The 23,852-nt window shown below is 31.4% G+C and carries 27 protein-coding genes and 2 other annotated features; of the genes, 25 read left to right on the plus strand and 2 right to left on the minus strand.

The window, feature by feature from the left end:
- The first annotated feature begins 92 nt into the window (after positions 1–92).
- The 9 genes from clpX to EL082_RS05505 all read left to right on the plus strand — a co-directional run bounded on the left by clpX (position 93) and on the right by EL082_RS05505 (position 9,642).
- Positions 93–1,355, plus strand: coding sequence for an ATP-dependent Clp protease ATP-binding subunit ClpX (gene clpX, locus EL082_RS05465; RefSeq protein WP_002451774.1), 1,263 nt, complete (start codon positions 93–95; stop codon positions 1,353–1,355).
- A 152-nt stretch (positions 1,356–1,507) separates the two neighbouring features.
- The gene (gene yihA / locus EL082_RS05470; protein ID WP_002467202.1) at positions 1,508–2,095 is read left to right on the plus strand and encodes a ribosome biogenesis GTP-binding protein YihA/YsxC; all 588 of its coding nucleotides are present in this window, start codon (positions 1,508–1,510) and stop codon (positions 2,093–2,095) included.
- A 190-nt stretch (positions 2,096–2,285) separates the two neighbouring features.
- Complete coding sequence (gene hemA / locus EL082_RS05475) at positions 2,286–3,632, plus strand: glutamyl-tRNA reductase (protein ID WP_019235945.1); 1,347 nt, start codon at positions 2,286–2,288, stop codon at positions 3,630–3,632.
- A 21-nt stretch (positions 3,633–3,653) separates the two neighbouring features.
- Positions 3,654–4,466 carry a cytochrome C assembly family protein gene (locus tag EL082_RS05480; RefSeq protein WP_019235944.1) on the plus strand — a complete coding sequence of 271 codons (813 nt, stop codon included), beginning with the start codon at positions 3,654–3,656 and terminating at the stop codon, positions 4,464–4,466.
- Between the two features lie 66 nt (positions 4,467–4,532).
- Positions 4,533–5,459: a hydroxymethylbilane synthase gene (gene hemC / locus EL082_RS05485; protein ID WP_015364925.1), complete on the plus strand. Its 927-nt coding sequence runs from the start codon at positions 4,533–4,535 to the stop codon at positions 5,457–5,459.
- A 21-nt stretch (positions 5,460–5,480) separates the two neighbouring features.
- On the plus strand, positions 5,481–6,149 hold the full coding sequence (locus EL082_RS05490) for a uroporphyrinogen-III synthase (RefSeq protein WP_015364926.1): 669 nt from the start codon (positions 5,481–5,483) through the stop codon (positions 6,147–6,149).
- Position 6,150: 1 nt separating this feature from the next.
- Entirely contained in the window at positions 6,151–7,125 is a 975-nt protein-coding gene (gene hemB / locus EL082_RS05495; RefSeq protein ID WP_002467140.1) for a porphobilinogen synthase, read from the plus strand.
- 31 nt (positions 7,126–7,156) lie between these two features.
- Positions 7,157–8,443, plus strand: a complete 1,287-nt coding sequence (gene hemL / locus EL082_RS05500; RefSeq protein ID WP_002467134.1) for a glutamate-1-semialdehyde 2,1-aminomutase — start codon at positions 7,157–7,159, stop codon at positions 8,441–8,443.
- 134 nt (positions 8,444–8,577) lie between these two features.
- On the plus strand, positions 8,578–9,642 hold the full coding sequence (locus tag EL082_RS05505) for an AbrB family transcriptional regulator (protein ID WP_002467135.1): 1,065 nt from the start codon (positions 8,578–8,580) through the stop codon (positions 9,640–9,642).
- Positions 9,643–9,718: 76 nt separating this feature from the next.
- Here the strand turns inward: EL082_RS05505 and EL082_RS05510 are convergent, their stop codons facing one another.
- Positions 9,719–10,279, minus strand: coding sequence for a DNA-3-methyladenine glycosylase I (locus EL082_RS05510; RefSeq protein WP_002467137.1), 561 nt, complete (start codon positions 10,277–10,279; stop codon positions 9,719–9,721).
- Positions 10,280–10,336: 57 nt separating this feature from the next.
- Positions 10,337–10,587, plus strand: a binding site (T-box leader).
- A gap of 44 nt (positions 10,588–10,631) precedes the next feature.
- Here EL082_RS05510 and EL082_RS05515 point away from each other — a divergent pair.
- From EL082_RS05515 to EL082_RS05535, 5 genes are all read left to right on the plus strand, one after another.
- Positions 10,632–13,262: a valine--tRNA ligase gene (locus EL082_RS05515; RefSeq protein WP_015364927.1), complete on the plus strand. Its 2,631-nt coding sequence runs from the start codon at positions 10,632–10,634 to the stop codon at positions 13,260–13,262.
- Between the two features lie 11 nt (positions 13,263–13,273).
- Positions 13,274–14,539 carry a bifunctional folylpolyglutamate synthase/dihydrofolate synthase gene (locus EL082_RS05520; RefSeq protein ID WP_015364928.1) on the plus strand — a complete coding sequence of 422 codons (1,266 nt, stop codon included), beginning with the start codon at positions 13,274–13,276 and terminating at the stop codon, positions 14,537–14,539.
- A 157-nt stretch (positions 14,540–14,696) separates the two neighbouring features.
- Positions 14,697–15,407, plus strand: coding sequence for a prepilin peptidase (locus EL082_RS05525; protein WP_002467423.1), 711 nt, complete (start codon positions 14,697–14,699; stop codon positions 15,405–15,407).
- Positions 15,404–16,087: a RadC family protein gene (radC, locus tag EL082_RS05530; RefSeq protein ID WP_002467425.1), complete on the plus strand. Its 684-nt coding sequence runs from the start codon at positions 15,404–15,406 to the stop codon at positions 16,085–16,087. Before EL082_RS05525 ends, radC begins: the two co-directional genes overlap by 4 nt.
- Before the next feature lie 68 nt (positions 16,088–16,155).
- Positions 16,156–16,437, plus strand: a complete 282-nt coding sequence (locus EL082_RS05535) for a hypothetical protein (RefSeq protein WP_002467418.1) — start codon at positions 16,156–16,158, stop codon at positions 16,435–16,437.
- Positions 16,438–16,501: 64 nt separating this feature from the next.
- Here the strand turns inward: EL082_RS05535 and EL082_RS05540 are convergent, their stop codons facing one another.
- Complete coding sequence (locus EL082_RS05540) at positions 16,502–16,681, minus strand: hypothetical protein (RefSeq protein ID WP_002467420.1); 180 nt, start codon at positions 16,679–16,681, stop codon at positions 16,502–16,504.
- 161 nt (positions 16,682–16,842) lie between these two features.
- Here EL082_RS05540 and EL082_RS05545 point away from each other — a divergent pair, with 161 nt between their 5' ends.
- The 11 genes from EL082_RS05545 to ruvB all read left to right on the plus strand — a co-directional run bounded on the left by EL082_RS05545 (position 16,843) and on the right by ruvB (position 23,852).
- Positions 16,843–17,322 (plus strand): DUF4930 family protein, encoded by a 480-nt coding sequence (locus EL082_RS05545; RefSeq protein ID WP_103286286.1) that lies wholly within the window; start codon positions 16,843–16,845, stop codon positions 17,320–17,322.
- A 77-nt stretch (positions 17,323–17,399) separates the two neighbouring features.
- Positions 17,400–17,549, plus strand: a complete 150-nt coding sequence (locus tag EL082_RS05550; protein ID WP_002467422.1) for a hypothetical protein — start codon at positions 17,400–17,402, stop codon at positions 17,547–17,549.
- Positions 17,550–17,784: 235 nt separating this feature from the next.
- Positions 17,785–18,627: a rod shape-determining protein MreC gene (gene mreC / locus EL082_RS05555; protein ID WP_103286287.1), complete on the plus strand. Its 843-nt coding sequence runs from the start codon at positions 17,785–17,787 to the stop codon at positions 18,625–18,627.
- Entirely contained in the window at positions 18,627–19,148 is a 522-nt protein-coding gene (mreD, locus tag EL082_RS05560; RefSeq protein WP_002466557.1) for a rod shape-determining protein MreD, read from the plus strand. The genes mreC and mreD overlap by 1 nt, the downstream gene beginning before the upstream one ends.
- Positions 19,149–19,181: 33 nt before the next feature.
- Positions 19,182–19,294 (plus strand) — a sequence feature (ribosomal protein L21 leader region).
- A 12-nt stretch (positions 19,295–19,306) separates the two neighbouring features.
- Positions 19,307–19,615 (plus strand): 50S ribosomal protein L21, encoded by a 309-nt coding sequence (gene rplU, locus EL082_RS05565; protein WP_015364931.1) that lies wholly within the window; start codon positions 19,307–19,309, stop codon positions 19,613–19,615.
- A gap of 2 nt (positions 19,616–19,617) precedes the next feature.
- Entirely contained in the window at positions 19,618–19,938 is a 321-nt protein-coding gene (locus EL082_RS05570) for a ribosomal-processing cysteine protease Prp (RefSeq protein WP_002466559.1), read from the plus strand.
- Positions 19,939–19,949: 11 nt separating this feature from the next.
- The gene (gene rpmA / locus EL082_RS05575) at positions 19,950–20,234 is read left to right on the plus strand and encodes a 50S ribosomal protein L27 (RefSeq protein ID WP_002451796.1); all 285 of its coding nucleotides are present in this window, start codon (positions 19,950–19,952) and stop codon (positions 20,232–20,234) included.
- Positions 20,235–20,435: 201 nt separating this feature from the next.
- Positions 20,436–21,728, plus strand: a complete 1,293-nt coding sequence (gene obgE / locus EL082_RS05580; RefSeq protein WP_015364933.1) for a GTPase ObgE — start codon at positions 20,436–20,438, stop codon at positions 21,726–21,728.
- An 11-nt stretch (positions 21,729–21,739) separates the two neighbouring features.
- Complete coding sequence (locus tag EL082_RS05585; RefSeq protein WP_002467506.1) at positions 21,740–22,195, plus strand: ACT domain-containing protein; 456 nt, start codon at positions 21,740–21,742, stop codon at positions 22,193–22,195.
- 16 nt (positions 22,196–22,211) lie between these two features.
- On the plus strand, positions 22,212–22,814 hold the full coding sequence (gene ruvA / locus EL082_RS05590) for a Holliday junction branch migration protein RuvA (protein WP_002467509.1): 603 nt from the start codon (positions 22,212–22,214) through the stop codon (positions 22,812–22,814).
- A gap of 33 nt (positions 22,815–22,847) precedes the next feature.
- A complete protein-coding gene (ruvB, locus tag EL082_RS05595) occupies positions 22,848–23,852 on the plus strand; it encodes a Holliday junction branch migration DNA helicase RuvB (RefSeq protein WP_002467511.1) in 1,005 nt (334 codons plus the stop codon).

Here is a 23,852-nt window from a genome sequence, read left to right on the forward strand (position 1 = left end):
CCTATTTTCAAGCAAATCAATTGAAATGTTATTATGTTGCATTATAGAATGCTATCTAGTATAGTCTTTATGGAATAGGGGTGTAAAAAAGAATGTTCAAATTCAATGAAGATGAAGAAAATTTAAAATGCTCTTTCTGTGGTAAAGATCAAGATCAAGTTAAGAAATTAGTTGCAGGAAGTGGCGTATATATTTGTAATGAGTGTATTGAATTATGCTCAGAAATCGTTGAAGAAGAGTTAGCACAAAATTCTTCAGAGGAATTAACTGAATTACCAACTCCTAAAGAAATTATGGATCATTTGAATGAATATGTTATCGGTCAAGAAAAAGCTAAAAAAGCTTTATCTGTAGCTGTATATAATCACTATAAACGTATTCAACAATTAGGTCCTAATGAAGATGATGTAGAATTACAAAAAAGTAACATTGCATTAATCGGACCAACAGGTAGTGGTAAGACATTATTAGCACAAACATTAGCTAAAACATTAAATGTACCATTTGCAATCGCAGATGCTACAAGTTTAACAGAAGCTGGCTATGTTGGTGATGACGTAGAAAATATCTTATTACGTTTAATTCAAGCGGCAGATTTTGATATTGATAAAGCTGAAAAAGGTATTATTTATGTAGATGAAATTGATAAGATTGCAAGAAAATCTGAAAATACATCTATAACACGTGATGTTTCAGGTGAAGGTGTGCAACAAGCATTACTTAAAATATTAGAAGGTACTACTGCAAGTGTGCCTCCTCAAGGTGGACGTAAACATCCAAACCAAGAATTGATACAAATTGATACAACAAATATTTTATTCATCCTTGGTGGTGCCTTTGATGGAATTGATGAAGTTATCAAACGTCGTTTAGGTGAGAAAGTCATTGGTTTCGCTAGTAATGAAGCTGATAAATATGATGAAGAAGCGTTATTAGAGCAAATTAGACCAGAAGATTTACAATCTTACGGATTGATTCCTGAGTTTATTGGACGTGTACCAATTGTTGCTAATTTAGAAACTTTAGATGTAGATGCGCTTAAAAATATTTTAACGCAACCTAAAAATGCGCTAGTTAAACAATATACTAAAATGTTAGAACTCGATAACGTCGAGTTAGTATTTAGTGAGGAAGCATTGTCTGCTATTAGTGAAAAAGCTATTGCACGTAAGACAGGTGCTAGAGGACTTCGTTCTATTATTGAAGAAGCGCTAATTGATATAATGTATGATGTACCTTCATCAGAAGATGTAACTAAGGTAGTGATTACAGAACAAACGATCAATGATGAAGTCGAACCTGAATTATATGATTCAGAAGGTAATTTAATCAATGATAGTAAAACATCTGCATAATTTAATATTTATGGTACAGAGCCACATGTTATTGTGGCTCTTTTTTTATGTATTTATCATTCAACATTTGTATTTCTTAAAACTAGGATGACATAGAGATAAAAGTAATGGTAAAGTGTTAATGTGAGAAATAAGAAAAGTGAGGATCACCAATGAAAATTAATCCTAATAATATAGATTTAATTATAAGTGCTGTACAAGAAGCACAATATCCAGAAACAGATGTACCTGAAGTAGCATTAAGTGGTCGTTCAAATGTTGGTAAATCATCATTTATCAATAGTATGATTGGGCGAAAAAACATGGCTCGTACTTCACAACAACCGGGTAAAACACAGACGTTGAATTTCTTTAATATTGATGACCAATTAGTATTTGTAGATGTACCAGGTTATGGTTATGCTAAAGTAAGTAAAGTTCAACGAGAAAAGTTTGGAAAAATGATCGAAGAGTATTTAACAACACGTCAAAAATTACAATTGGTCATTCAACTCGTTGATTTGAGACATAATCCAACTGAAGATGATGTACTTATGTATAATTATTTAAAACATTTTGATATTCCAACTTTAATCATTTGTACCAAAGAAGATAAAATACCAAAAGGGAAAGTACAAAAGCATTTAAATAATATCAAAAACAAATTAGATTTAGAAGAAGGAGATACTATAGTTAGCTATTCTTCTATAAAAAATAATAAACAACAACAAATATGGGATTTGATAGAGTCTTATTTATAATCATTTTAATTATTCATAATAATTTTTCTGATATTCTAGACTAAATCTTCATATATAAATTCAAATTTAACAAATTTGACAAAAATTGAAGTTAGATTAGAATCTTTCTAATTTATTTGAGCAATGAACTTAATAATCAATGCAAATGTGTTATACTAAGGTTATTGTAAGTATATGGAGGGCGTTATAAATGCATTTTATTGCAATAAGCATAAATCATCGAACTGCTAATGTAGCACTAAGAGAGCAAGTTGCTTTTAGAGATGATGCCTTACGATTAGCCCATGAAGATTTATATGAAACTAAAGCCATCTTAGAAAACGTCATCTTATCTACATGTAATCGTACCGAAGTATACGCCGTTGTTGATCAAATTCATACCGGACGTTATTACGTTCAAAGATTTTTAGCACGTAAATTTGGATTTGAAGTAGATGACATTAAAGACATGTCAGAAGTCAAAGTGGGGGACGAAGCTGTAGAACATCTATTGCGCGTCACTTCTGGTTTAGATTCCATTGTACTTGGAGAAACACAAATACTTGGGCAAATGCGCGACGCATTTTTCTTAGCTCAAGAAACGGGTACAACTGGTACTATCTTTAATCATTTATTTAAACAGGCAATTACTTTTGCTAAAAGAGCACATAGTGAAACAGATATTGCAGATAATGCAGTTAGTGTTTCATATGCTGCAGTTGAATTAGCTAAAAAGGTATTCGGAAAACTAAAATATAAACAAGCTGTCATTATTGGTGCAGGGGAAATGAGTGAATTATCACTCTTAAATCTGTTAGGGTCAGGTATTACAAATATAACAATTGTTAATAGAACAGTAGGTAAAGCTAAAGTATTAGCTGAAAAACATCAAGTTAAATTTGATTCACTAGATGCATTACCAGTTTTATTACAACAAGCTGATATTGTAATTAGTTCTACAAGTTCAGAGTCGTATATTATTACTAATGATTTAGTTGAATCTATAGCTAATCAACGAAAATTAGACGCTTTATTATTAGTTGATATTGCAGTTCCAAGAGATATTGAGCCTGGTATTGATGCAATCAACAATATATTTAATTACGATGTTGATGACTTGAAAGGTTTGGTTGATGCGAATTTAAGAGAGCGTCAATTAGCAGCACAAACAATTGCTGATCAAATACCTAGTGAAATAGATACTCATAATGATTGGGTAAATATGTTAGGTGTTGTACCAGTCATTAGAGCTTTACGTGAAAAAGCAATGAATATTCAATCTGAAACAATGGATAGTATTGATAGAAAATTACCAGATTTATCAGAGAGAGAAAGAAAGATTATTTCTAAACATACTAAAAGTATAATCAATCAAATGTTAAAAGACCCTATTAAGCAGGCTAAAGAATTAAGTAGTGATAAGAAAAGTAACGAAAAATTAGAGCTCTTTCAAAGCATTTTTGACATAGAAGCTGATAACCCTTATGAACAAGCGAGACAACACAAAGAAAATAAAGCTAAGGAAATTTCAGCACGTCGAATTTTTAGTTTTGAATAAGCATATTAATATGGTGATGATATGCAAGAAAACCTGTTTATTCGATTTCATGAAATAATATTAATCATTTATCTAATTAGCATTGTTTGCTATTTTCTAGATTTTGTGCGTAAAAGTCATCAAATTAGAGTTTTGGGTATATATACATTGGGGATTGTTTGGGTTTTACAAACAATCTCTTTATCTGTTTTTATTATACAAACGAAACACGCACCATTAGGATCGCTATTTGATGTATTTTTCTCACTGACATGGATTATTATATCTTTATCACTCATTTTGAATGTGATAAAAACTTTGAATTTTTCTGTGTTCTTTTTAAATTTAATTGGTTTTGTATTAATGGCAATGAACACATTTCAACCTGACCGTTATCATAGCCAAGTACAACAAGTGGCAGTTATTAATGAATTGTTACTTGTCCATATTGGTTTAGCAATTTTGAGCTATGCATTCTTTGCTTTAGCATTCGTAAATTGTTTACTTTATATCATTCAATATCGTAATTTAAAAGAGAAGAATTTTGATCAGAAATATTTTAGAATAGGTAGCGTAGCTACTTTAGAAGCTATTGTTTTTTTTACCACTTTGGCAGGATGGATTATACTAATTTTTAGTATTATTCTAGGTGCACAATGGGGTGTATTTTCAGTAGGTCAGCGCATATTTATTGATCCTAAGGTTATTTTTTCTACCGTCATTACGTTATTGTATGGTATTTATTTAATATTTAGAGTGAAAAAGATTATCAATCAAAAGAACCTAATATATTTTAATATTATTTTATTCTGTTTATGTATGTTCAACCTATTTTTCACTACCCATTTTTCGTAAAATGGCTTGTAAAATTATTTATAGGTTGGATAAGAGAACGAGTGTTTTTCTAGGAGGCAGCAGAACATGCGCAAGTTAGTAGTTGGATCAAGAAGAAGTAAACTAGCTTTAACTCAGAGCCAACAATTTATTGATAAATTGAAACAGGTACGTCCAGAATTGGATATTGAGATTAAAGAAATAGTTACGAAAGGCGATCGAATAGTAGATAAGCAATTATCTAAAGTCGGCGGAAAAGGTTTATTTGTTAAAGAAATTCAAAACGAATTGTTTGAAAAACAAATTGATATGGCTATTCATTCTTTAAAAGATGTACCTAGTGTGATACCTGAAGGACTAACATTGGGTTGTATTCCTGATAGAGAGGTTCCTTTTGATGCTTATATTTCCAAAAATCATACACCTTTAAGAGAATTACCTGAAGGCAGTATTATTGGAACAAGCTCTTTAAGAAGAGGGGCTCAAATTTTATCTAAGTATCCTCATTTAGAAATCAAATGGATACGAGGTAATATTGATACGAGATTACAAAAGCTTGAAACAGAAGACTATGATGCCATTATTTTAGCAGCAGCTGGTTTAAGACGAATGGGTTGGTCTGACGATATTGTAACAACCTATTTAGATAAAGATGTTTTACTTCCAGCTATTGGTCAAGGTGCACTTGGCATTGAGTGCAGAAGTGATGATAAAGAATTATTAGACCTATTGCAAGAAGTTCATAATAAAGATGTTGAAAAATGCGTTACTGCAGAAAGAACATTTTTAGCCGAAATGGATGGAAGTTGCCAAGTACCAATTGGTGGATATGCAACTATTAATAGCCAACAACAAATTGAATTTACTGGGCTAATTATGACACCTGACGGTACAGAACGATATGAACATACAGCTATTGGCGAATCTCCAACAGAATTAGGTAAAGAAGTGAGTCGTGTTCTAAAAGAACAAGGCGCTTATGAAATTATTAGAAAATTAAATGAAGAACAATAATCTTCGAGGTGACTTTTTAAAATGAAACCAGTTGTAGTTATGACACAAACAAGTGAAATTCAAAGTGATTTGGTTACAATTATTCACAAACCATTTATAGATATAAAACCACTTGAATTTGATTTGCGTTTGTTAAAAGATAACTATGACTGGCTTATTTTTTCGTCTAAAAATGCAGTTAAATATTTTTTGCCTTATCTATATTTGGTAAATTACAAAAAAATCGCAGTTGTTGGTGTAAAAACTGCTCAATATTGTCGTGAATTAAAAATCCCTGTAGATTTAATTCCACAGGATTACTCACAAGAAGGATTAATTAGTGAATTTCAAAAATATAATCAAAATATCCTCATACCTTCTAGTAAACAAGCACGTCCATTATTAAAAGAAACATTAGCTCGAAATAATGATGTTGTTAAAATTGATTTGTACGAGCCAGTACCACATTATCAACATATAAATGAAGTTAAATCATTAATTTTTAATCAAGAAATTGATGCTTTAACATTTTCAAGTTCATCTTCAGTACGTTATTATTTTAATGAAGACCCAATACCTAAGTTTGATCACTATTTTGCAATTGGCAAGCAAACGGCAAATACGATACATTCATATAATCAACCAGTCATTGTTGCAGATAAACAAACTTTAGAGGCATTGATAGATAAAGTAGTAGAAAGTAGGGACTAAAATGAAATTTGATAGACATAGAAGACTACGTTCTTCTCAAACAATGAGAGATATGGTTCGCGAAACACATGTAAGAAAAGAAGATTTAATTTACCCAATTTTTGTAGTTGAAAAAGATGATATTAAAACTGAAATTAAGTCATTACCAGGTGTATATCAAATCAGTTTAAATTTATTACACGAAGAAATAAAAGAAGCGTATGACCTAGGTATTAGAGCAATTATGTTCTTTGGTGTGCCAAACGATAAAGATGATGTTGGTTCTGGTGCATATGATCATAATGGCGTTGTACAAGAAGCAACACGTATTGCTAAAAAAATGTATAGTGACTTATTAATTGTTGCTGATACATGTCTATGTGAATATACAGATCACGGGCATTGCGGTGTCATTGACGATCACACACATGATGTAGACAATGATAAATCATTACCATTACTTGTTAAAACTGCAATTTCTCAAGTTGAGGCGGGTGCAGATATTATTGCACCAAGTAATATGATGGATGGATTTGTTGCTGAAATTAGACAAGGACTAGATGATGCTGGTTATCAAAATGTACCAATTATGAGTTATGGTATTAAATATGCATCAAGTTTCTTTGGACCATTCAGAGACGCTGCTGATTCAGCCCCTTCATTTGGCGACCGTAAAACATATCAAATGGATCCTGCTAATCGTTTAGAGGCATTGAGAGAACTTGAAAGTGACTTAAAAGAGGGATGTGACATGATGATTGTTAAACCTGCTTTAAGTTATTTAGATATAGTTAGAGATGTTAAAAATCATACTAATGTGCCTGTTGTTGCATACAATGTAAGTGGCGAATATAGTATGACTAAAGCCGCTGCCTTAAATGGATGGATCGATGAAGAAAAGATTGTTATGGAACAAATGGTTTCAATGAAACGTGCTGGAGCAGATATGATTATTACTTATTTTGCTAAAGATATTTGTCAATATCTAGATAAATAACAAAGAGATTAATTATGAGGAGGCAACATTTATGGGATATGAAAAATCAATAAAAGCAATGGAAATTGCTGAAGATTTAATGCCTGGCGGTGTAAATAGTCCAGTGCGTGCTTTTAAATCTGTGGATACACCTGCAATTTTTATGGATCATGCAGAAGGTTCGAAAATATATGATATTGACGGTAATGAATACATTGATTATGTTTTAAGTTGGGGACCGCTTATTTTAGGTCATAAAAATAAACAAGTTATCGAAAATCTTCACAAAGCAGTAGATAACGGCACTAGTTTTGGTGCTTCTACACTACAAGAAAATAAACTAGCTCAATTGGTTATTGATAGAGTACCTTCTATTGAGAAAGTTAGGATGGTATCTTCAGGTACGGAAGCTACATTAGATACATTAAGATTAGCGCGCGGTTATACTGGACGCAATAAAATTGTTAAATTTGAAGGTTGTTATCACGGTCATAGTGACTCATTATTAATTAAGGCTGGATCTGGAGTAGCAACATTAGGTTTACCCGATTCACCAGGTGTACCAGAAGGTATTGCAAAAAATACCATTACTGTACCATATAATGATTTAGATTCATTACGTCTAGCATTTGAAAAATATGGGGATGATATTGCTGGAGTTATAGTTGAACCAGTTGCTGGTAATATGGGTGTAGTTCCTCCCGTAGAAGGCTTTTTACAAGGATTAAGAGATATTACTAATGAATATGGTTCATTGCTAATATTTGATGAAGTTATGACTGGTTTTAGAGTTGGTTATAACTGTGCGCAGGGCTATTTTGGAGTGACACCAGATTTAACTTGTTTAGGTAAAGTTATAGGTGGAGGTTTACCTGTCGGAGCGTTTGGTGGTAAAAAAGAGATCATGGATCACATCGCACCAGTAGGAAATATTTATCAAGCAGGTACTTTATCAGGTAATCCATTAGCAATGACAAGTGGTTATGAAACACTAAGTCAATTAACACCTGAATCATATGACTATTTTAATGAACTAGGAGATTTACTTGAAAAAGGGCTTAAAGAAGTCTTTGCTAAGCATCAGGTACCTATAACAGTAAATAGAGCTGGATCAATGATAGGTTATTTCTTAAATGAAGGTCCTGTGACTAATTTTGAACAAGCCAATAAAAGTGATTTGAAATTATTTAGTGAGATGTATAGAGAAATGGCAAAAGAAGGTGTATTCCTGCCACCATCTCAATTTGAAGGGACTTTCTTATCAACAGCACATACTAAAGAAGATATTGAAAAAACAATACAAGCATTTGATAATTCATTAAGTCGTATTGTAAAATAAAAGGAAAATTAATTACATTTTTAGCCTGGGATATTATACCCAGGCTATTAATATATAATGAAATTATTTGAATGAGTATGTTTGAAATAACTGAGTTTTTACCATTTCACACATTTATAAAAGGTAGTGTGCGTATGAAGATAATAAATAGAAATAACCTAATTATATTAGCATTATCCATTATCATAAGTTTGCTATTAAAGATATCACATATATTATTACCTTTTATGTTTGGCCCCATTATAGCAGCTATTTTATGTATAAAAGTACTTAAATTAGATATTAAATGGCCGTTTTGGATTAGCCAAATTGGTCTGATTTGTTTAGGTGTTCAAATAGGAACTACATTTACTAGAACTGTTATAAAAGATATTCAAGCAAGTTGGTTAACAATTATTCTCGTTTCAGTTCTTTTGCTCGTGTTAGCACTTTTAATCGCATTATTATTTAAGAAAATAGCAGACGTAAATACCGAAACAGCCATTCTAAGTGTAATACCTGGTGCTTTAAGCCAAATGTTAGTTATGGCAGAGGAAGATAAAAATGCTAATATTTTAGTTGTGAGTTTAACACAAACATCTAGAATTATATTCGTTGTGATTTTAGTGCCATTAATTTCATATTTTTTCCAAAATAATCAAAGTAGTGGAGAAACTATAGTTAAAGCAAAACCTTTAACTGATGTTTTAAATATTTGGCAATTTATATTTATTGTATTGGCAATCGTTGTAGTTTATTGGATAATGGCTAAGATAAATTTTCCAACCAAACAATTATTGGCACCAATTGTGGTTCTAATCATCTGGAATATTACGACTGATGTGACATTTGCATTAGATAATTGGTTACTAGCAACAGCACAAGTGGTGTATATGATTCGAATAGGCCTACAAATAGCTCGTTTGCTTTCAGACTTGAAAGGTAGAATAGCCGTAGCGATTGCGTTTCAAAATATTATGCTTATATTAAGTGCTTTCATAATGGTTTGTATCTTACATTTCTTTACACATGATTCAATCAATGAGTTGTTTTTAGGTGCAGCGCCAGGAGGCATGAGCCAAATTGTATTAGTTGCAATTGAAACAGGAGCAGATGTGGCTATGATATCTAGTTATCATATATTTAGAATCTTCTTTATATTATTTTTAATCGCTCCATTAATTAATTATTTCTTGAAATATAGATCAAAGCGATCGTAAAAAAGTTTAATAGAATTAATAAAAAAGGCGTATATCAAAAGCTTATTTTGTAAGCTAAGATATACGTCTTTAAAGTTTAATCATGTTTAGGTTTTTGAGGACAATCTTGCAAATGTGAATCATATAATCCAGCTGCCTCTAAAAATGAAAATACTGTTACTGGACCTAGGAATTTAAAACCATACTTTTTTAAATCTTTGGACAATGCTTTAGCACGATCATCAACCGTAATACGATCTTCAGGCTTTACATATCCCATGTCGATGGGTTTACCATTCACATAAGACCATAAAAACGTACTAAAGCTACCGTAATCCTTCTCAATTTCTAAATAACCTTTCGCTTGTGCAATAATAGCTTCTAATTTCTTTCTATGATGAACAATATTGGGAAATGTCATTAAGTTGTCGACATCTTGATCGGTCATTGCCGCTACCTTTTTAGGATCGAATTGATAAAATGCCTCTTCATAAGCGGATTTCTTCTTTAGTATCGTAAGCCAAGATAGACCAGCATGTTGAGATTCTAATGCCAATAGTTTAAATAAATCTTTACTATCATACATAGGTTGACCCCAAACTTGATCATGATATTCTATATAAATTGGATCTTTGGTACCGAAGGCACAAGGGTTCATAAAATTCCTCCTAATAGATTGACTTATGTGAATTTCCATTATACTATAATTAAGTAAATGAATATAATATTTGGGAAGAGTATGTTTTAATTACTTTTTAGAGAGTGTATGGTTGGTGAAAATACATAGTAATTACTACTGAAGGTAGCCCACTTAGTCCTTTTGCTGAATGAACGAAGTAAAGAGTAGGCAGAAGCGTGTTTGAGCGTTAATCAAATTCTAGAGTGCTCGAAAGTAGAAGGTTGATTTATTTACAATCTAACTACTTTCTTGAATATAGGTGGTACCACGGAACATCCGTCCTATGTATATAGGATGGGTGTTTTTTATTTTTTTGAGGAGGATTTACTTTATGGAAATGAAACCGAAATATAATCCACGCGAAGTAGAAGCGGGAAGATATGATGAATGGGTAAAAAATGGTTATTTCAAACCATCAGAAGATAGTAATAAAGAAACATATACAATCGTTATTCCACCACCAAATGTAACAGGTAAATTACATTTAGGCCATGCTTGGGATACAACATTACAAGATATTATTACTCGTATGAAGCGTATGCAAGGTTATGATACTTTATATCTACCTGGTATGGATCATGCTGGTATTGCTACACAAGCTAAAGTAGAAGCTAAACTAAATGAACAAGGTATTTCACGTCATGATATTGGTCGTGAAAAATTCTTAGAACAAGCTTGGGATTGGAAAGAAGAATATGCAAGCTTCATCCGTAAACAATGGGCTAAATTAGGATTAGGATTAGATTATAGTAGAGAACGTTTTACTTTGGATGACGGTTTAAGTAAAGCTGTTAAAAAAGTGTTTGTTGACCTTTATAACAAAGGCATTATTTATAGAGGCGAACGTATCATCAACTGGGATCCTCAAGCTCGTACCGCTTTATCTGATATAGAAGTGATTCATGAAGATGTACAAGGTGCATTTTATCACTTTAAATACCCATATGCTGATGGGGATGGATATATTGAAATCGCTACAACACGTCCAGAAACGATGTTAGGTGATACAGCTATTGTTGTTAACCCGAATGACGAGAGATATAAAGACGTAATTGGCAAAAAGGTTATATTACCAATAGTTGGTAGAGAATTACCAATATTAGCTGATGAATACGTAGATATCGAATTTGGTTCTGGTGCTATGAAAGTAACGCCAGCTCATGACCCTAATGACTTTGAAATTGGTCAACGTCATCAATTAGAAAATATTATAGTAATGGATGAAAAAGGACACATGAATCATCATGCTGGTAAATATGAAGGCCTTGAGCGTTTTGAATGTCGTAAACAGTTAGTTGAAGACTTAAAAGAACAAGATTTAGTCATTAAGATTGAGGAACATATGCATTCTGTTGGTCACTCTGAACGTTCTGGTGCAGTAGTAGAACCATATTTATCTACACAATGGTTTGTTAAAATGAAACCTTTAGCCAAACGTGCTTTAGATAATCAAAAAACAGATGATCGTATTGATTTTTATCCACCTCGATTTGAAAATACATTTAATCGTTGGATGGAAGAAATTAGAGATTGGACTATTTCAAGACAGCTTTGGTGGGGCCATCAAATTCCTGCATGGTATCACAATGAAACTGGAGAAGTTTATGTAGGAGAAAATGCACCAGAAGATATTGAAAATTGGACTCAAGATGAAGATGTTTTAGATACTTGGTTTTCTAGTGCATTATGGCCATTCTCAACTTTAGGTTGGCCAGACGTTGAAGCAGAAGATTTTAAACGTTATTTCCCAACTAATGCATTAGTGACAGGTTATGACATTATTTTCTTCTGGGTTGCACGTATGATTTTCCAAGGGTTAGAGTTCACAGACCGTAGACCATTTAATGATGTATTGTTACATGGCTTAGTTAGAGCAGAAGACGGTAGAAAAATGAGTAAATCATTAGGCAATGGTGTAGATCCTATGGATGTTATTGATGAATATGGTGCAGATAGTTTAAGATACTTCCTTGCCACAGGTTCTGCACCAGGTCAAGATTTACGTTATTCAACTGAAAAGGTTGAATCAGTATGGAATTTCATTAATAAAATATGGAATGCCGCAAGATTTAGTTTAATGAATATTGGTGAAGACTTTAAAGTTGAAGATATTGATTTATCAGGAAATTTATCTTTAGCAGATAAATGGATATTAACGCGTCTAAATGAAACAATCGCTACAGTTACAGATTTAAGTGATAAATATGAGTTTGGTGAAGTAGGTCGAGCGTTATATAATTTCATTTGGGATGAATTCTGCGATTGGTATATTGAAATGAGTAAGATACCTATGAATGGCGAAGATGAAGATCAAAAACAAACGACACGTTCTGTATTAAGTTATGTGTTAGATCGCATTATGAGAATGCTACATCCATTTATGCCATTTGTTACAGAAAAAATTTGGCAAAGCTTACCTCATGATGGAGAAACAATTGTTCAAGCATCTTGGCCAACTGTAAATGAGGAACTCATGTTTGATGATAGTAAGCAAACGATGCAACAATTAGTTGAAATTATAAAATCAATAAGACAATCTCGATTAGAAGTAAATACACCACTATCTAAAGCTATTCCAATTATGATTCAGGCTAAAGATAATAATATTCAATCTACACTAACAGAAAATGCTGACTATATAGAAAGATTCTGTCATCCAAGTGAATTGACAATCAATGTTGATATCGACATCCCAGAGAAAGCAATGACGTCTGTTGTATTAGCGGGTAAAGTCATCTTACCTTTAGAAGGTTTAATTGATATGGATAAAGAGATTGCACGTTTAGAAAAAGAATTAGATAAACTACAAAGTGAATTAGATCGCGTCGATAAAAAATTGGCCAATGAAAACTTTGTCAATAAAGCACCTGAAAAAATTATTAATGAAGAAAAAGAAAAGCAAAAGCATTACCAAGAAAAATATGATGGTGTAAAAGCAAGAATTGAACAATTAAAAGCATAGGAGTATGTATCATGAATTACCTAGATAGCTTGTATTGGATACATGAAAGAACTAAGTTTGGCATCAAACCAGGCGTTAAACGTGTGGAATGGATGCTTGAAAAACTAAATAACCCACAACAACGTATTAAAGGCATACACGTAGGCGGTACAAATGGAAAAGGATCGACAGTGGCATATTTAAGAGCAGCTTTGGTTGAAAATAACTATGAAGTTGGTACTTTTACATCTCCATTTATTGAAACTTTTAATGAACGTATTAGTTTAAATGGATATCCTATTTCAAATGATGAAATTGTTGAGTTAGTTACTCGTGTTAAACCAATAAGTGAAGCGTTAGAAGTTGAAACAGAGTTAGGCAATGCAACTGAATTTGAAATTATTACTACAATGATGTTTTTATACTTTGGTGAAGTACACCCAGTTGATTTTGTTATTGTTGAAGCGGGTTTAGGTATTAAAAACGATTCAACCAATGTATTTAATCCAATTATGTCTATTTTAACGAGCATAGGTTTAGATCATACTGACATCTTAGGCAACACTTATTTAGATATAGCCAAAGACAAGGGAGATATCATTAAACCTAATACACCAGTAATTTATTCTGTGAAAAATGAAGATGCATTAAAATATATTAGAGACTATGCAGTTGAACAAAATGCAACACCTATTGAGCTTGATAGAGAAATTATTGTAGTTTCTCAAGATGATGAATTTACTTATAGATATAAAGATTACGAACTTGAAACAATTATTTTAAATATGTTGGGTGAACATCAAAAAGAAAATGCATCATTAGCTATAACGGCATTAATTGAATTAAATGAATCAGGAATCATAGAACTTGATTTTAATAAAATGATTGATGGTATTGAATCAGTCAATTGGATCGGTAGAATTGAACAAGTTAAAGAACATCCATTAATGATTATTGATGGTGCGCATAATAATGAAAGTGTAGATGCTTTGATTGATACTATTAAACAATATTATGGTCGTGATCAAATTGATATTTTATTCTCAGCGATTAAAGGAAAACCAATTTGTGATATGTTAAACAAATTAGAAGACATTGCATCTCACTTTTATATCACCGATTTTGATTTTCCCAAAGCTTTATCAAAAGAAGAAATTGCTGAAAATATCAATAGAAATAATGTTGAGCTAATAGATGATTATGTAGAATTTTTAGAGAATTATGATGGAAAAGGTTTAATTATTACAGGTAGCTTATATTTTATAAGCGAAGTTAAATCTAAAACAAAATTTGATTAGAATATAATTTTTATATAAATAAAGCCAAGGTTTCTAAATTTTATAGAAATCTTGGCTTCTTTATTAATTTTGGATCGAGGTACAACCATTTTTATATAAAATTGATAATATGTTTTTGTTTTATTATTGTGATATAATCTTTTTGAAAGGAGTAGTCATGTTGATTTACACATATGTATCCTCAGTACTATTTAGCTTCTTATATCAGCTTTCAACTAATGATAATTTTAATAAAAGATACCTAATATTAAGGTCCCAATGTGATTTTTGTCAAAGTAAATTAAAATATTATGATTTAATTCCAATTATAAGCTTCCTTATTTTAAAAGGTAAGTCGAGATGTTGTAAGCAATCATTAAACTATAGTTACTTGATAGGTGAGTTACTTGCATTACTACCAATCTTGCTTGTCTATTACCAACTAATCAATATTAATCCTCAACTTTATTTAATTTCCTTTCTGTTTTTATTAGTTATGTCAATCAATGATATAGAAGATTATTCTATTAATTTATATTTTTTAATTATCTTCACAACTGTTTTATTATTTACGACTCAGATTTTCCTAAATACTTTTATCCTTACATTTATAATTAGTCACTTATTCTATATATTTATGAATCATTATATTGGCTATGGAGATATTCTTCTATTTAATATTCTATCTTTATTCTTATCAATGAACTTCATGTTTTACCTTATTCTTTTCACTTTTATGATAGGTGGTTTGATAACCATAATCATTAAAACCTTTTTTAATCACAACATTAAATATATCCCTCTTATTCCATTTATCTTTTTATCGTTTATTTTTGTTTCTAGTTTTTATCCTTATTTAATCGAACTATTTGGAGGTGTTCCTTTTTGAGAATCAAAGAAATGGCTAATTCAGAGAAACCGCGTGAGCGATTAGTAAATAATGGTGCTGCATCATTATCCAACTCAGAATTGTTAGCAATACTTATTAATACAGGTAGAAAGGGCTGCTCTAGTATTGAAATTGCAAATGAATTATTAAGTGGTATAAAATCGTTGAAAGAATTGAAAAAGTTCTCAATCAACGATTTAATCAAAGTCAAAGGTATTGGTTATCATAAAGCTATAACCTTAAAAGCTGCATTTGAGATAGGGGAGCGAATAAATAGTGTATCTCAACACGAAGTAATTAAAATTACTTGTCCTGCAGATGTTGCAGATTTAATGATGTCGAAGCTTAAAGATTTACAACAAGAACATTTTTATGTTCTTTTATTGAATTCCAAAAATATTGTTATTAAACAAAAATGTATTTTTGTAGGAACACTAAATAGTTCTATTATTCACCCTAGAGAAATTTTTAATGTTGCAATTAAAGAATCATGTAATTCAATGATAGTGGTTCATAATCACCCGTCTGGTGATGTTACACCTTCTGAAGAAGATATTAATACAACTATTAGATTAAGAGATTGTGGAATGATTTTAGGTATTAATGTATTGGACCATATTATTATTGGAGATAATCAGTTTACGAGTTTAGTAGAATGTGGTTACTTTGATAATGAATAGTTTAAATCTAGAATAAATAGAAATGGAATAGTATAATAGATAAAAAGAGACACCAGGAGGTCATTAAATTGACTATATTTCTTATTATTGGGGTACTTATTCCAATTGTTTTTATCATGCGATTAAATGCTAAAAATCAAAAAATGACAATAAAACTATTTTTATACACAATAGGATTGTCTATATTAGGTATTGTAGTGACAACTGTCATCGGAACGATAGTAGCTCATTCACATTCATCAATTGGTTTAGTTGTAATAGGTTCAATTATTGTAGGTGCTATTTGGGGTATTTTATTAGGTTTAAGTTACATTTGCTTTAGATTTTTATCTACTACATTTAAAAAGTGATTTTACTTAAAAAAGCTATGAGGAATTAATGCAATGTTGTGCATTGATTCTCATAGCTTTTAAATTATTGAATATATGCGATTAATTTATCATAGTTATCCATTAACCAAATAATGCCTTGATAAGCAAGATAAATACATAATAGTATTATACCTGCAGATATTAAAAAGCGGATGATTGATATACCTACTCTAAACAATAAAATAACAAGTAATACAATTAATATAATCGATAATAAACTCATTATGGAAAACCTCCTAACGACACGAAACTCATATTAATATTATACTCAAATTGATAGTTAAATACATCCGTCTATAGGTACATCTAGGATACTTCCTTAGACCTATATATTTTTTACTAATAATTTAATATAATGACTTAAATGGTAAAGGAGGATATATTATGACGTTCATATTCAGTATAATAAAAAATATTATAGCAGTTATAGCTATTTTAATCATTATCTATATCGCGTTAAAGTATGCGCCTTTTTTAAGGGACCAAGAGTGGAATCCAATTAGTAATCCTCCAAATCAGACTGAGCAAAATATGGATAACCCAAATGATAATACAAAACAACCGCAACATGGTAAAAGATATTCAATAGAAGACAATGATATAATCAAGAACGTACCTACAAGTCAAATCAAAAATGTATTTAATATGATCAATAAAAAAGAATTTATGTCAGTATCAGGAATCGGAAGAATGGGATATAATGATGAATATTTAGCTGGTCAAAGAGGCGATGAATTTATTATTTATAAATTCGGTTCTGATTCAATTCGAGTATATAATAATGAGTTTGAAATGCAACAAGATTTACATGAGTTGGGACAAAATATTGAATTAAAAAATGAACAGGCATTTGAAAATAATTAGTTTCTCATGTTTGAAATCCTTTTTCAAATAAGTTAGCCTTTATATAGAGAGTAAAAAGATAAAGGTTGGTGTGGACAATGGTTGAAAAATCAAAAGAAAAGCGTGCCAACGAACAAGCTAAAGCTCAAAACCTATTTGCACGTTGGAGAAAAGAAGAGACGCTTTATAGCGAAGATGAGAAAAAAGAAAGAAAAAAACAAGAAAAACAACAAAAAGAGAATAAATAACGTGATACATTTAAGACTACTAACTTATGACAAGTTGGTAGTTTTTTAATTATTCTTCAAAATATTAGTGGATGATTCACACATTAAAATTGTTAAAATGCAGGTAGTTTTCTTCAATAGTGAGTGATTATAATATAAAATGATTTTATTAAGCGTTAGTGCTTTATTTCATTTCAGCAGTAATATAGAATAGTGAGGAAGAATAAATTTTAAAGTTTTATAAGAGGTGTTCTGGGTGCTTAAATTTTTCAAAAATAACAAACTCATTGTTGTTTTATGTGCAATTATTGTTTTTATTGCATTAATTGGTTTGTCTATTCGCTCTCAATCTCAATCACCTCCCGAGCAATATGTAGGAGATTCTGTTTCATTTGGTCAACGAGTGATGAGTTATCCTGTAAATTTTGTTACTGGAGCAATTGGTAATATTTTTAATATGGGTGAATCGAAAGAAACTAAAAACAAAGTCAAACAATTAGAAGCTAAAAATCAACGATTAGAGGCTGAAAACAAGAAGTATAAAAAGGAATTAGATATGAAAGATATATCTAAATATGATCCGATTTCTACTACTGTTATAGCAAGAAATCCAGACCAATGGATGAATACTATAGTCATTGATAAAGGTTCTAAAGCTGGTATCAAAAATAATATGGCTGTCATGACATCTGAAGGATTAATTGGAAGAACTACTAAAGTAAATCAATTTTCTTCACAAGTGGATTTAATTTCTACGAATACAAGAGCAGGTAAATTATCAGTTAATATACAGCATAAATCTAAAAATGTATTTGGATTAATAGATCATTATGATGCGAAAAATGAAGAATTAGTTATTAGCGATATCAATAATAAAGATAGTGTTTCCAAAGGCGATAAAGTTGTAACGAGTGGTTTAGCAGATCAACTTCCAAGCAGTTTATACATAGGTGAAGTGACAAGTGTAGAGAATGATCAATATGGTTTAGCTAAGGAAGTAAGAGTGAAAACAGGTGCAGATTTATCAGATTTAAATCATGTATATGTTGCTAAGCGAGACGCTGCTTCACTTCCTAAAGATGAAAGCGGGGATAACTAATGCGAGGAATATATTATTTCTTGATTGGTATTCTACTTTTTTATATTGATACTATTATTGGTTTAGTCATTCCTATGCACTTCGGTAAAATTGATGTCATTTTTGTACCACACTTAACTTTAATGTATTTATTAATTTTAACCATTTATCGCAGTTTTGGTGTGGCTTTAATATTAGCAATATTTTTTGGTTTAATAACTGATTTATATTTTGGAAGTATTTATGGTCTGTACATGTTTGGTTATATATTAGCTGTAGTGGTTATGGATAGATTTTTTAAAATATTCTATAAGGATAAAGTCATGATATTTATTATTATTTTGGTAAGTACTCTCTTAATAGAAATATACGTGGCATTAATTTATGGATTAATTGGATTTATACAATTTAATCTGTTAGAGTTCTTATTACTTAGATTATTACCAACGTTTATCCTCAATATAATCCTATTAACAATTCTATATCCTATCATGTTAAAATTTTTGAGGAAAATACAAATCAAGATTGACAGTAGGATATAAGTAATGGTAAGATGCAGTAGTTGAGTAGTTTCAGGCTACATACAACCGCTCAAATATAGGTCAAAGTACAAATTGTATTTTAATTAATGATAATTTTAATTAAAATGCCGATATGTCACCTATATATGGCGTGACTTATAATATAGGAGGTGCAAAGTATGTTTGCTATTATTGAAACAGGTGGAAAACAAATCAAAGTAGAAGAAGGACAAGAAATTTACGTTGAAAAATTAGACGTAAACGAAGGTGATTCTTTCACATTTGATAAAGTATTATTTGTAGGTGGAGATTCAGTTAAAGTTGGTGCGCCAACAGTTGAAGGTGCTACTGTTACTGCAACTGTTAATAAAAACGGTCGTGGTAAAAAAATCACTGTATTCACATACAAACGTCGTAAGGACTCTAAACGTAAAAAAGGCCATCGTCAACCATATACAAAATTAACTATCGATAAAATTAACGTGTAATAATGATTACTGTTGATATTACAGTTAATGATGAAGGCAAAGTAACAGATGTCGTTATGGATGGTCATGCTAATCACGGTGAATATGGTCATGACATAGTCTGTGCTGGTGCCTCAGCCGTATTATTTGGTAGTGTTAATGCAATTATGGGATTGACGTCAGAAAAACCGGATATCGATTATAGTGATGACGGCGGTCATTTTCATATAAGAAGTGTTGATACAAATAACGATGAAGCTCAATTAATTCTTAAAGCAATGCTTGTATCTTTACAAACTATTGAAGAAGAATATAATGAAAATATCAGATTAAATTATAAGTGAGGTGTATCCCGATGTTAAAATTAAACTTACAGTTCTTCGCATCTAAAAAAGGGGTAAGTTCTACAAAAAACGGACGTGACTCTGAATCTAAACGTTTAGGTGCTAAACGTGCTGACGGTCAATACGTAACAGGTGGTTCAATTCTTTATCGCCAACGTGGTACTAAAATTTACCCTGGTGAAAATGTAGGTCGTGGTGGCGATGATACATTATTCGCTAAAATCGACGGCGTTGTTAAATTTGAACGCAAAGGTCGCGACAAAAAACAAGTTTCTGTATATGCAGTAGCTGAATAATTTTGTCTAGTTAACACCAGAAGTGAAGGCTTCTGGTGTTTTCTTTTGTTTAAAATCTTATTCTAAAGGAAACAAATTATCAGATTGAATCAAGTAGATACCTTAAGATTCAATTTAAGAATTAAAATTTTTCTACAAATGGACTTAATGATATAATTAAACAGATCATGAATACAAAAATGAGTAAAAGAGGTGAGATATATGTTTGTCGATCAAGTGAAAATATCTCTTAAAGCAGGAGATGGTGGTAATGGTATTACCGCATACAGAAGAGAAAAATATGTACCATTCGGTGGACCAGCTGGTGGCGATGGTGGTAAAGGTGCATCAGTAATATTTGAAGTAGATGAAGGTCTACGTACATTATTAGATTTTAGATATCAAACGCACTTTAAAGCTAAAAAAGGAGAAAATGGGCAAAGTAGTAACATGCATGGAAGAAATGCAGAAGACTTAGTATTAAAAGTACCACCCGGCACAATTGTTAAAAGTGTTGAAACTGAAGAAGTCCTTGCAGACTTAGTTGAAGATGGTCAACGCGCTATAGTAGCAAAAGGTGGTCGTGGAGGTCGTGGTAACTCACGTTTTGCGACACCTAGAAACCCTGCACCAGACTTCAGTGAAAATGGTGAGCCAGGTGAAGAAATCGATGTCACACTTGAATTAAAATTATTAGCGGATGTAGGTTTAGTAGGTTTTCCTAGTGTAGGTAAATCAACTTTATTATCAATCGTTTCTAAAGCTAAACCTAAAATTGGAGCGTATCATTTTACAACAATCAAACCAAATTTAGGAGTAGTTTCTACACCCGATAATAGAAGTTTTGTTATGGCTGACTTACCAGGTTTAATTGAAGGTGCATCAGACGGCGTAGGTTTAGGCCATCAATTTTTACGACATGTTGAACGTACAAAAGTAATTGTACATATGATTGATATGAGTGGTTCAGAAGGGCGTGATCCTATCGATGATTATCACGTCATTAATAAAGAATTAGTGGCATATAAGCAACGTTTAGAAGATCGACCACAAATTATAGTAGCAAATAAAATGGATATGCCAGATGCAGAAGAGAATTTAGAATTATTCAAGGAAGAAATCGGTGACGACCATATTATTATTCCGTTATCTGCAGTGTCAAGAGATAATATTGATCAATTATTATATACAATTGCTGATCAACTTGAAAAAGTAAAAGACATTGATTTCTCTGTTGAAGAAGATGAAAATGTTGGTGTTAACCGTGTTGTATACAAACACACACCATCTCAAGATACATTCACAATTACAAGAGATGATGATGGTGCATATGTTGTGAGTGGTAATGCAATCGAAAGAACATTCAAGATGACAGACTTTAATAGTGATCCAGCGGTACGTCGTTTCGCAAGACAAATGCGTTCAATGGGTATTGATGATGCCTTAAGAGCTAGAGGCTGTAGCAACGGAGATATCGTAAGAATTCTTGGTGGAGAATTCGAATTTATAGAATAGGAGTGTGAAAGATGGACAATAAAGAATATAAGAAGTTTTATCTTATACGTGAAGATGTTTTACCTGAATCTGTAATTAAAACATTAAAAATAAAAGATGCATTAAAAAATAATTCTGAGTTGTCCATCTATGAGGCCGTAAAACAATACGGCTTGTCAAGAAGCGCTTTTTATAAATATAGAGAAACTATATTTCCTGTAGATGAAAAATTATTAGACCATCGTGAATTCACTTTAATTCTATATGTCAATGATATTGTAGGTATGTTGGCTCAAGTATTAAATACAATTTCTCAATTACATTTATCTGTACTTACAATACATCAAAGTGTACCGATGAATGATAAAGCAACGATTACCTTATCGTTAAATGCTTCATCTTCTGATTTAATGATAGATGATGTAGTAATTGCCTTAAGAGAAATTGAACATGTGTCTAAAGTAGAGTTAATAAGCATGAGTATGTAAATGAGGATGTGCTAAAATGTACGCGTATATTAAAGGTAAGCTAACACAATTGTTTCCTACACACGTCGTGGTAGACGTTAATGGTGTTGGATACGAAATTCAGACACCTAATTCATATCGTTTTCAAAAATATTTGGATAAAGAAGTTCAAATATTTACATCATTAATTGTTAGAGAAGATGCACAACTACTTTATGGTTTTATTAATGAAGAAGAAAAAGATATGTTTTTAAGTTTAATTAAAGTTACGGGAATAGGACCAAAGTCAGCATTGGCTATACTTGCAACAAGTACACCAAATGAAGTAAAACAAGCCATTGAGAATGAAAACGATGCATATCTAACTAAATTCCCAGGTATCGGTAAGAAAACTGCACGACAAATAGTACTAGATTTAAAAGGCAAAGTTCAAATTACGGAAGAAAATACTGACACACTTTTAAATGTTATGAATGAATCAAATGCCAATGAATCTATGATTAAGGAAGCGATGTTAGCTTTAGAAGCATTAGGTTATTCAAAACGTGAGTTATCTAAAGTTGAAAAGGTTCTAAAACAATCCAATATGGAATCAGTGGATGAAGCTGTTAAAATCGGATTACAAACATTAGTGTCATAATAACCTAACATCAAAATGAAAGGGGGAGATATTATGGATGAAAGAATGGTCGATCAATCTGCACATAATGAAGAATCTGACTTCGAATTATCTTTACGACCTACTAAATTAAAGCAGTATATCGGTCAATCTTCTATTAAAAGTAATTTAGAAGTATTCATTAAAGCAGCTAAACTGAGAGAAGAACCTTTAGATCACGTTCTCTTATATGGTCCCCCAGGGTTAGGTAAAACAACATTATCTAATATTATAGCCAATGAAATGGACGTTAATATTAGAACAGTATCTGGACCTTCATTAGAACGTCCTGGAGATTTAGCAGCAATTTTATCTGGATTACAACCAGGAGATGTATTGTTCATTGATGAAATACATCGTTTAAGTAGTGTTGTTGAAGAAGTATTATATCCTGCGATGGAAGATTTTTTCTTAGATATTATTATAGGTAAAGGTGATGAAGCACGAAGTATTCGTATTGATTTACCACCTTTTACACTTGTTGGTGCTACAACACGAGCAGGCAGTTTAACTGGCCCTTTAAGAGATCGATTTGGCGTCCACTTACGATTGGAATATTATAATGAAGCAGATTTAAAAGAAATTATTATAAGAACTGCGGAAGTACTAGGAACTGGTATAGATGAAGAAAGTGCTATAGAATTAGCAAAACGTTCTAGAGGAACGCCACGTGTAGCGAATCGTTTATTAAAAAGAGTGAGAGACTTTCAACAAGTTAATGAAGATGATCAAATTTATATTGAAACTACGAAGCGCGCATTAAAACTATTACAAGTAGACGATTATGGTTTAGATTATATTGATCATAAGATGATGAATTGTATATTGAATCAATATAAAGGTGGTCCTGTTGGACTTGATACCATTGCCGTGTCAATTGGTGAAGAACGTGTAACTATTGAAGACGTTTATGAACCTTTCTTGATTCAAAAAGGTTTCTTAGAACGTACACCTCGAGGAAGAAAAGCGACACCGTTAGCGCATGAACATTTTGGCAATTCTAATGAAATGAGGGAGTAA

Origin of the sequence: Staphylococcus warneri (assembly GCF_900636385.1) — a bacterium.
GTDB classification, from domain to species: Bacteria; Bacillota; Bacilli; order Staphylococcales; family Staphylococcaceae; genus Staphylococcus; species Staphylococcus warneri.

Excerpts from the sequence above, each read along its gene's own strand:
- clpX (WP_002451774.1), top strand. The coding sequence starts at position 93 with ATGTTCAAATTCAATGAAGATGAAGAAAATTTAAAATGCTCTTTCTGT.
- yihA (WP_002467202.1), top strand. The coding sequence starts at position 1,508 with ATGAAAATTAATCCTAATAATATAGATTTAATTATAAGTGCTGTACAA.
- hemA (WP_019235945.1), top strand. The coding sequence starts at position 2,286 with ATGCATTTTATTGCAATAAGCATAAATCATCGAACTGCTAATGTAGCA.
- EL082_RS05480 (WP_019235944.1), top strand. The coding sequence starts at position 3,654 with ATGCAAGAAAACCTGTTTATTCGATTTCATGAAATAATATTAATCATT.
- hemC (WP_015364925.1), top strand. The coding sequence starts at position 4,533 with ATGCGCAAGTTAGTAGTTGGATCAAGAAGAAGTAAACTAGCTTTAACT.
- EL082_RS05490 (WP_015364926.1), top strand. The coding sequence starts at position 5,481 with ATGAAACCAGTTGTAGTTATGACACAAACAAGTGAAATTCAAAGTGAT.
- hemB (WP_002467140.1), top strand. The coding sequence starts at position 6,151 with ATGAAATTTGATAGACATAGAAGACTACGTTCTTCTCAAACAATGAGA.
- hemL (WP_002467134.1), top strand. The coding sequence starts at position 7,157 with ATGGGATATGAAAAATCAATAAAAGCAATGGAAATTGCTGAAGATTTA.
- EL082_RS05505 (WP_002467135.1), top strand. The coding sequence starts at position 8,578 with ATGAAGATAATAAATAGAAATAACCTAATTATATTAGCATTATCCATT.
- EL082_RS05510 (WP_002467137.1), bottom strand. The coding sequence starts at position 10,279 with ATGAACCCTTGTGCCTTCGGTACCAAAGATCCAATTTATATAGAATAT.
- EL082_RS05515 (WP_015364927.1), top strand. The coding sequence starts at position 10,632 with ATGGAAATGAAACCGAAATATAATCCACGCGAAGTAGAAGCGGGAAGA.
- EL082_RS05520 (WP_015364928.1), top strand. The coding sequence starts at position 13,274 with ATGAATTACCTAGATAGCTTGTATTGGATACATGAAAGAACTAAGTTT.
- EL082_RS05525 (WP_002467423.1), top strand. The coding sequence starts at position 14,697 with ATGTTGATTTACACATATGTATCCTCAGTACTATTTAGCTTCTTATAT.
- EL082_RS05540 (WP_002467420.1), bottom strand. The coding sequence starts at position 16,681 with ATGAGTTTATTATCGATTATATTAATTGTATTACTTGTTATTTTATTG.
- EL082_RS05545 (WP_103286286.1), top strand. The coding sequence starts at position 16,843 with ATGACGTTCATATTCAGTATAATAAAAAATATTATAGCAGTTATAGCT.
- EL082_RS05550 (WP_002467422.1), top strand. The coding sequence starts at position 17,400 with ATGGTTGAAAAATCAAAAGAAAAGCGTGCCAACGAACAAGCTAAAGCT.
- mreD (WP_002466557.1), top strand. The coding sequence starts at position 18,627 with ATGCGAGGAATATATTATTTCTTGATTGGTATTCTACTTTTTTATATT.
- rplU (WP_015364931.1), top strand. The coding sequence starts at position 19,307 with ATGTTTGCTATTATTGAAACAGGTGGAAAACAAATCAAAGTAGAAGAA.
- EL082_RS05570 (WP_002466559.1), top strand. The coding sequence starts at position 19,618 with ATGATTACTGTTGATATTACAGTTAATGATGAAGGCAAAGTAACAGAT.
- rpmA (WP_002451796.1), top strand. The coding sequence starts at position 19,950 with ATGTTAAAATTAAACTTACAGTTCTTCGCATCTAAAAAAGGGGTAAGT.
- obgE (WP_015364933.1), top strand. The coding sequence starts at position 20,436 with ATGTTTGTCGATCAAGTGAAAATATCTCTTAAAGCAGGAGATGGTGGT.
- EL082_RS05585 (WP_002467506.1), top strand. The coding sequence starts at position 21,740 with ATGGACAATAAAGAATATAAGAAGTTTTATCTTATACGTGAAGATGTT.
- ruvA (WP_002467509.1), top strand. The coding sequence starts at position 22,212 with ATGTACGCGTATATTAAAGGTAAGCTAACACAATTGTTTCCTACACAC.
- ruvB (WP_002467511.1), top strand. The coding sequence starts at position 22,848 with ATGGATGAAAGAATGGTCGATCAATCTGCACATAATGAAGAATCTGAC.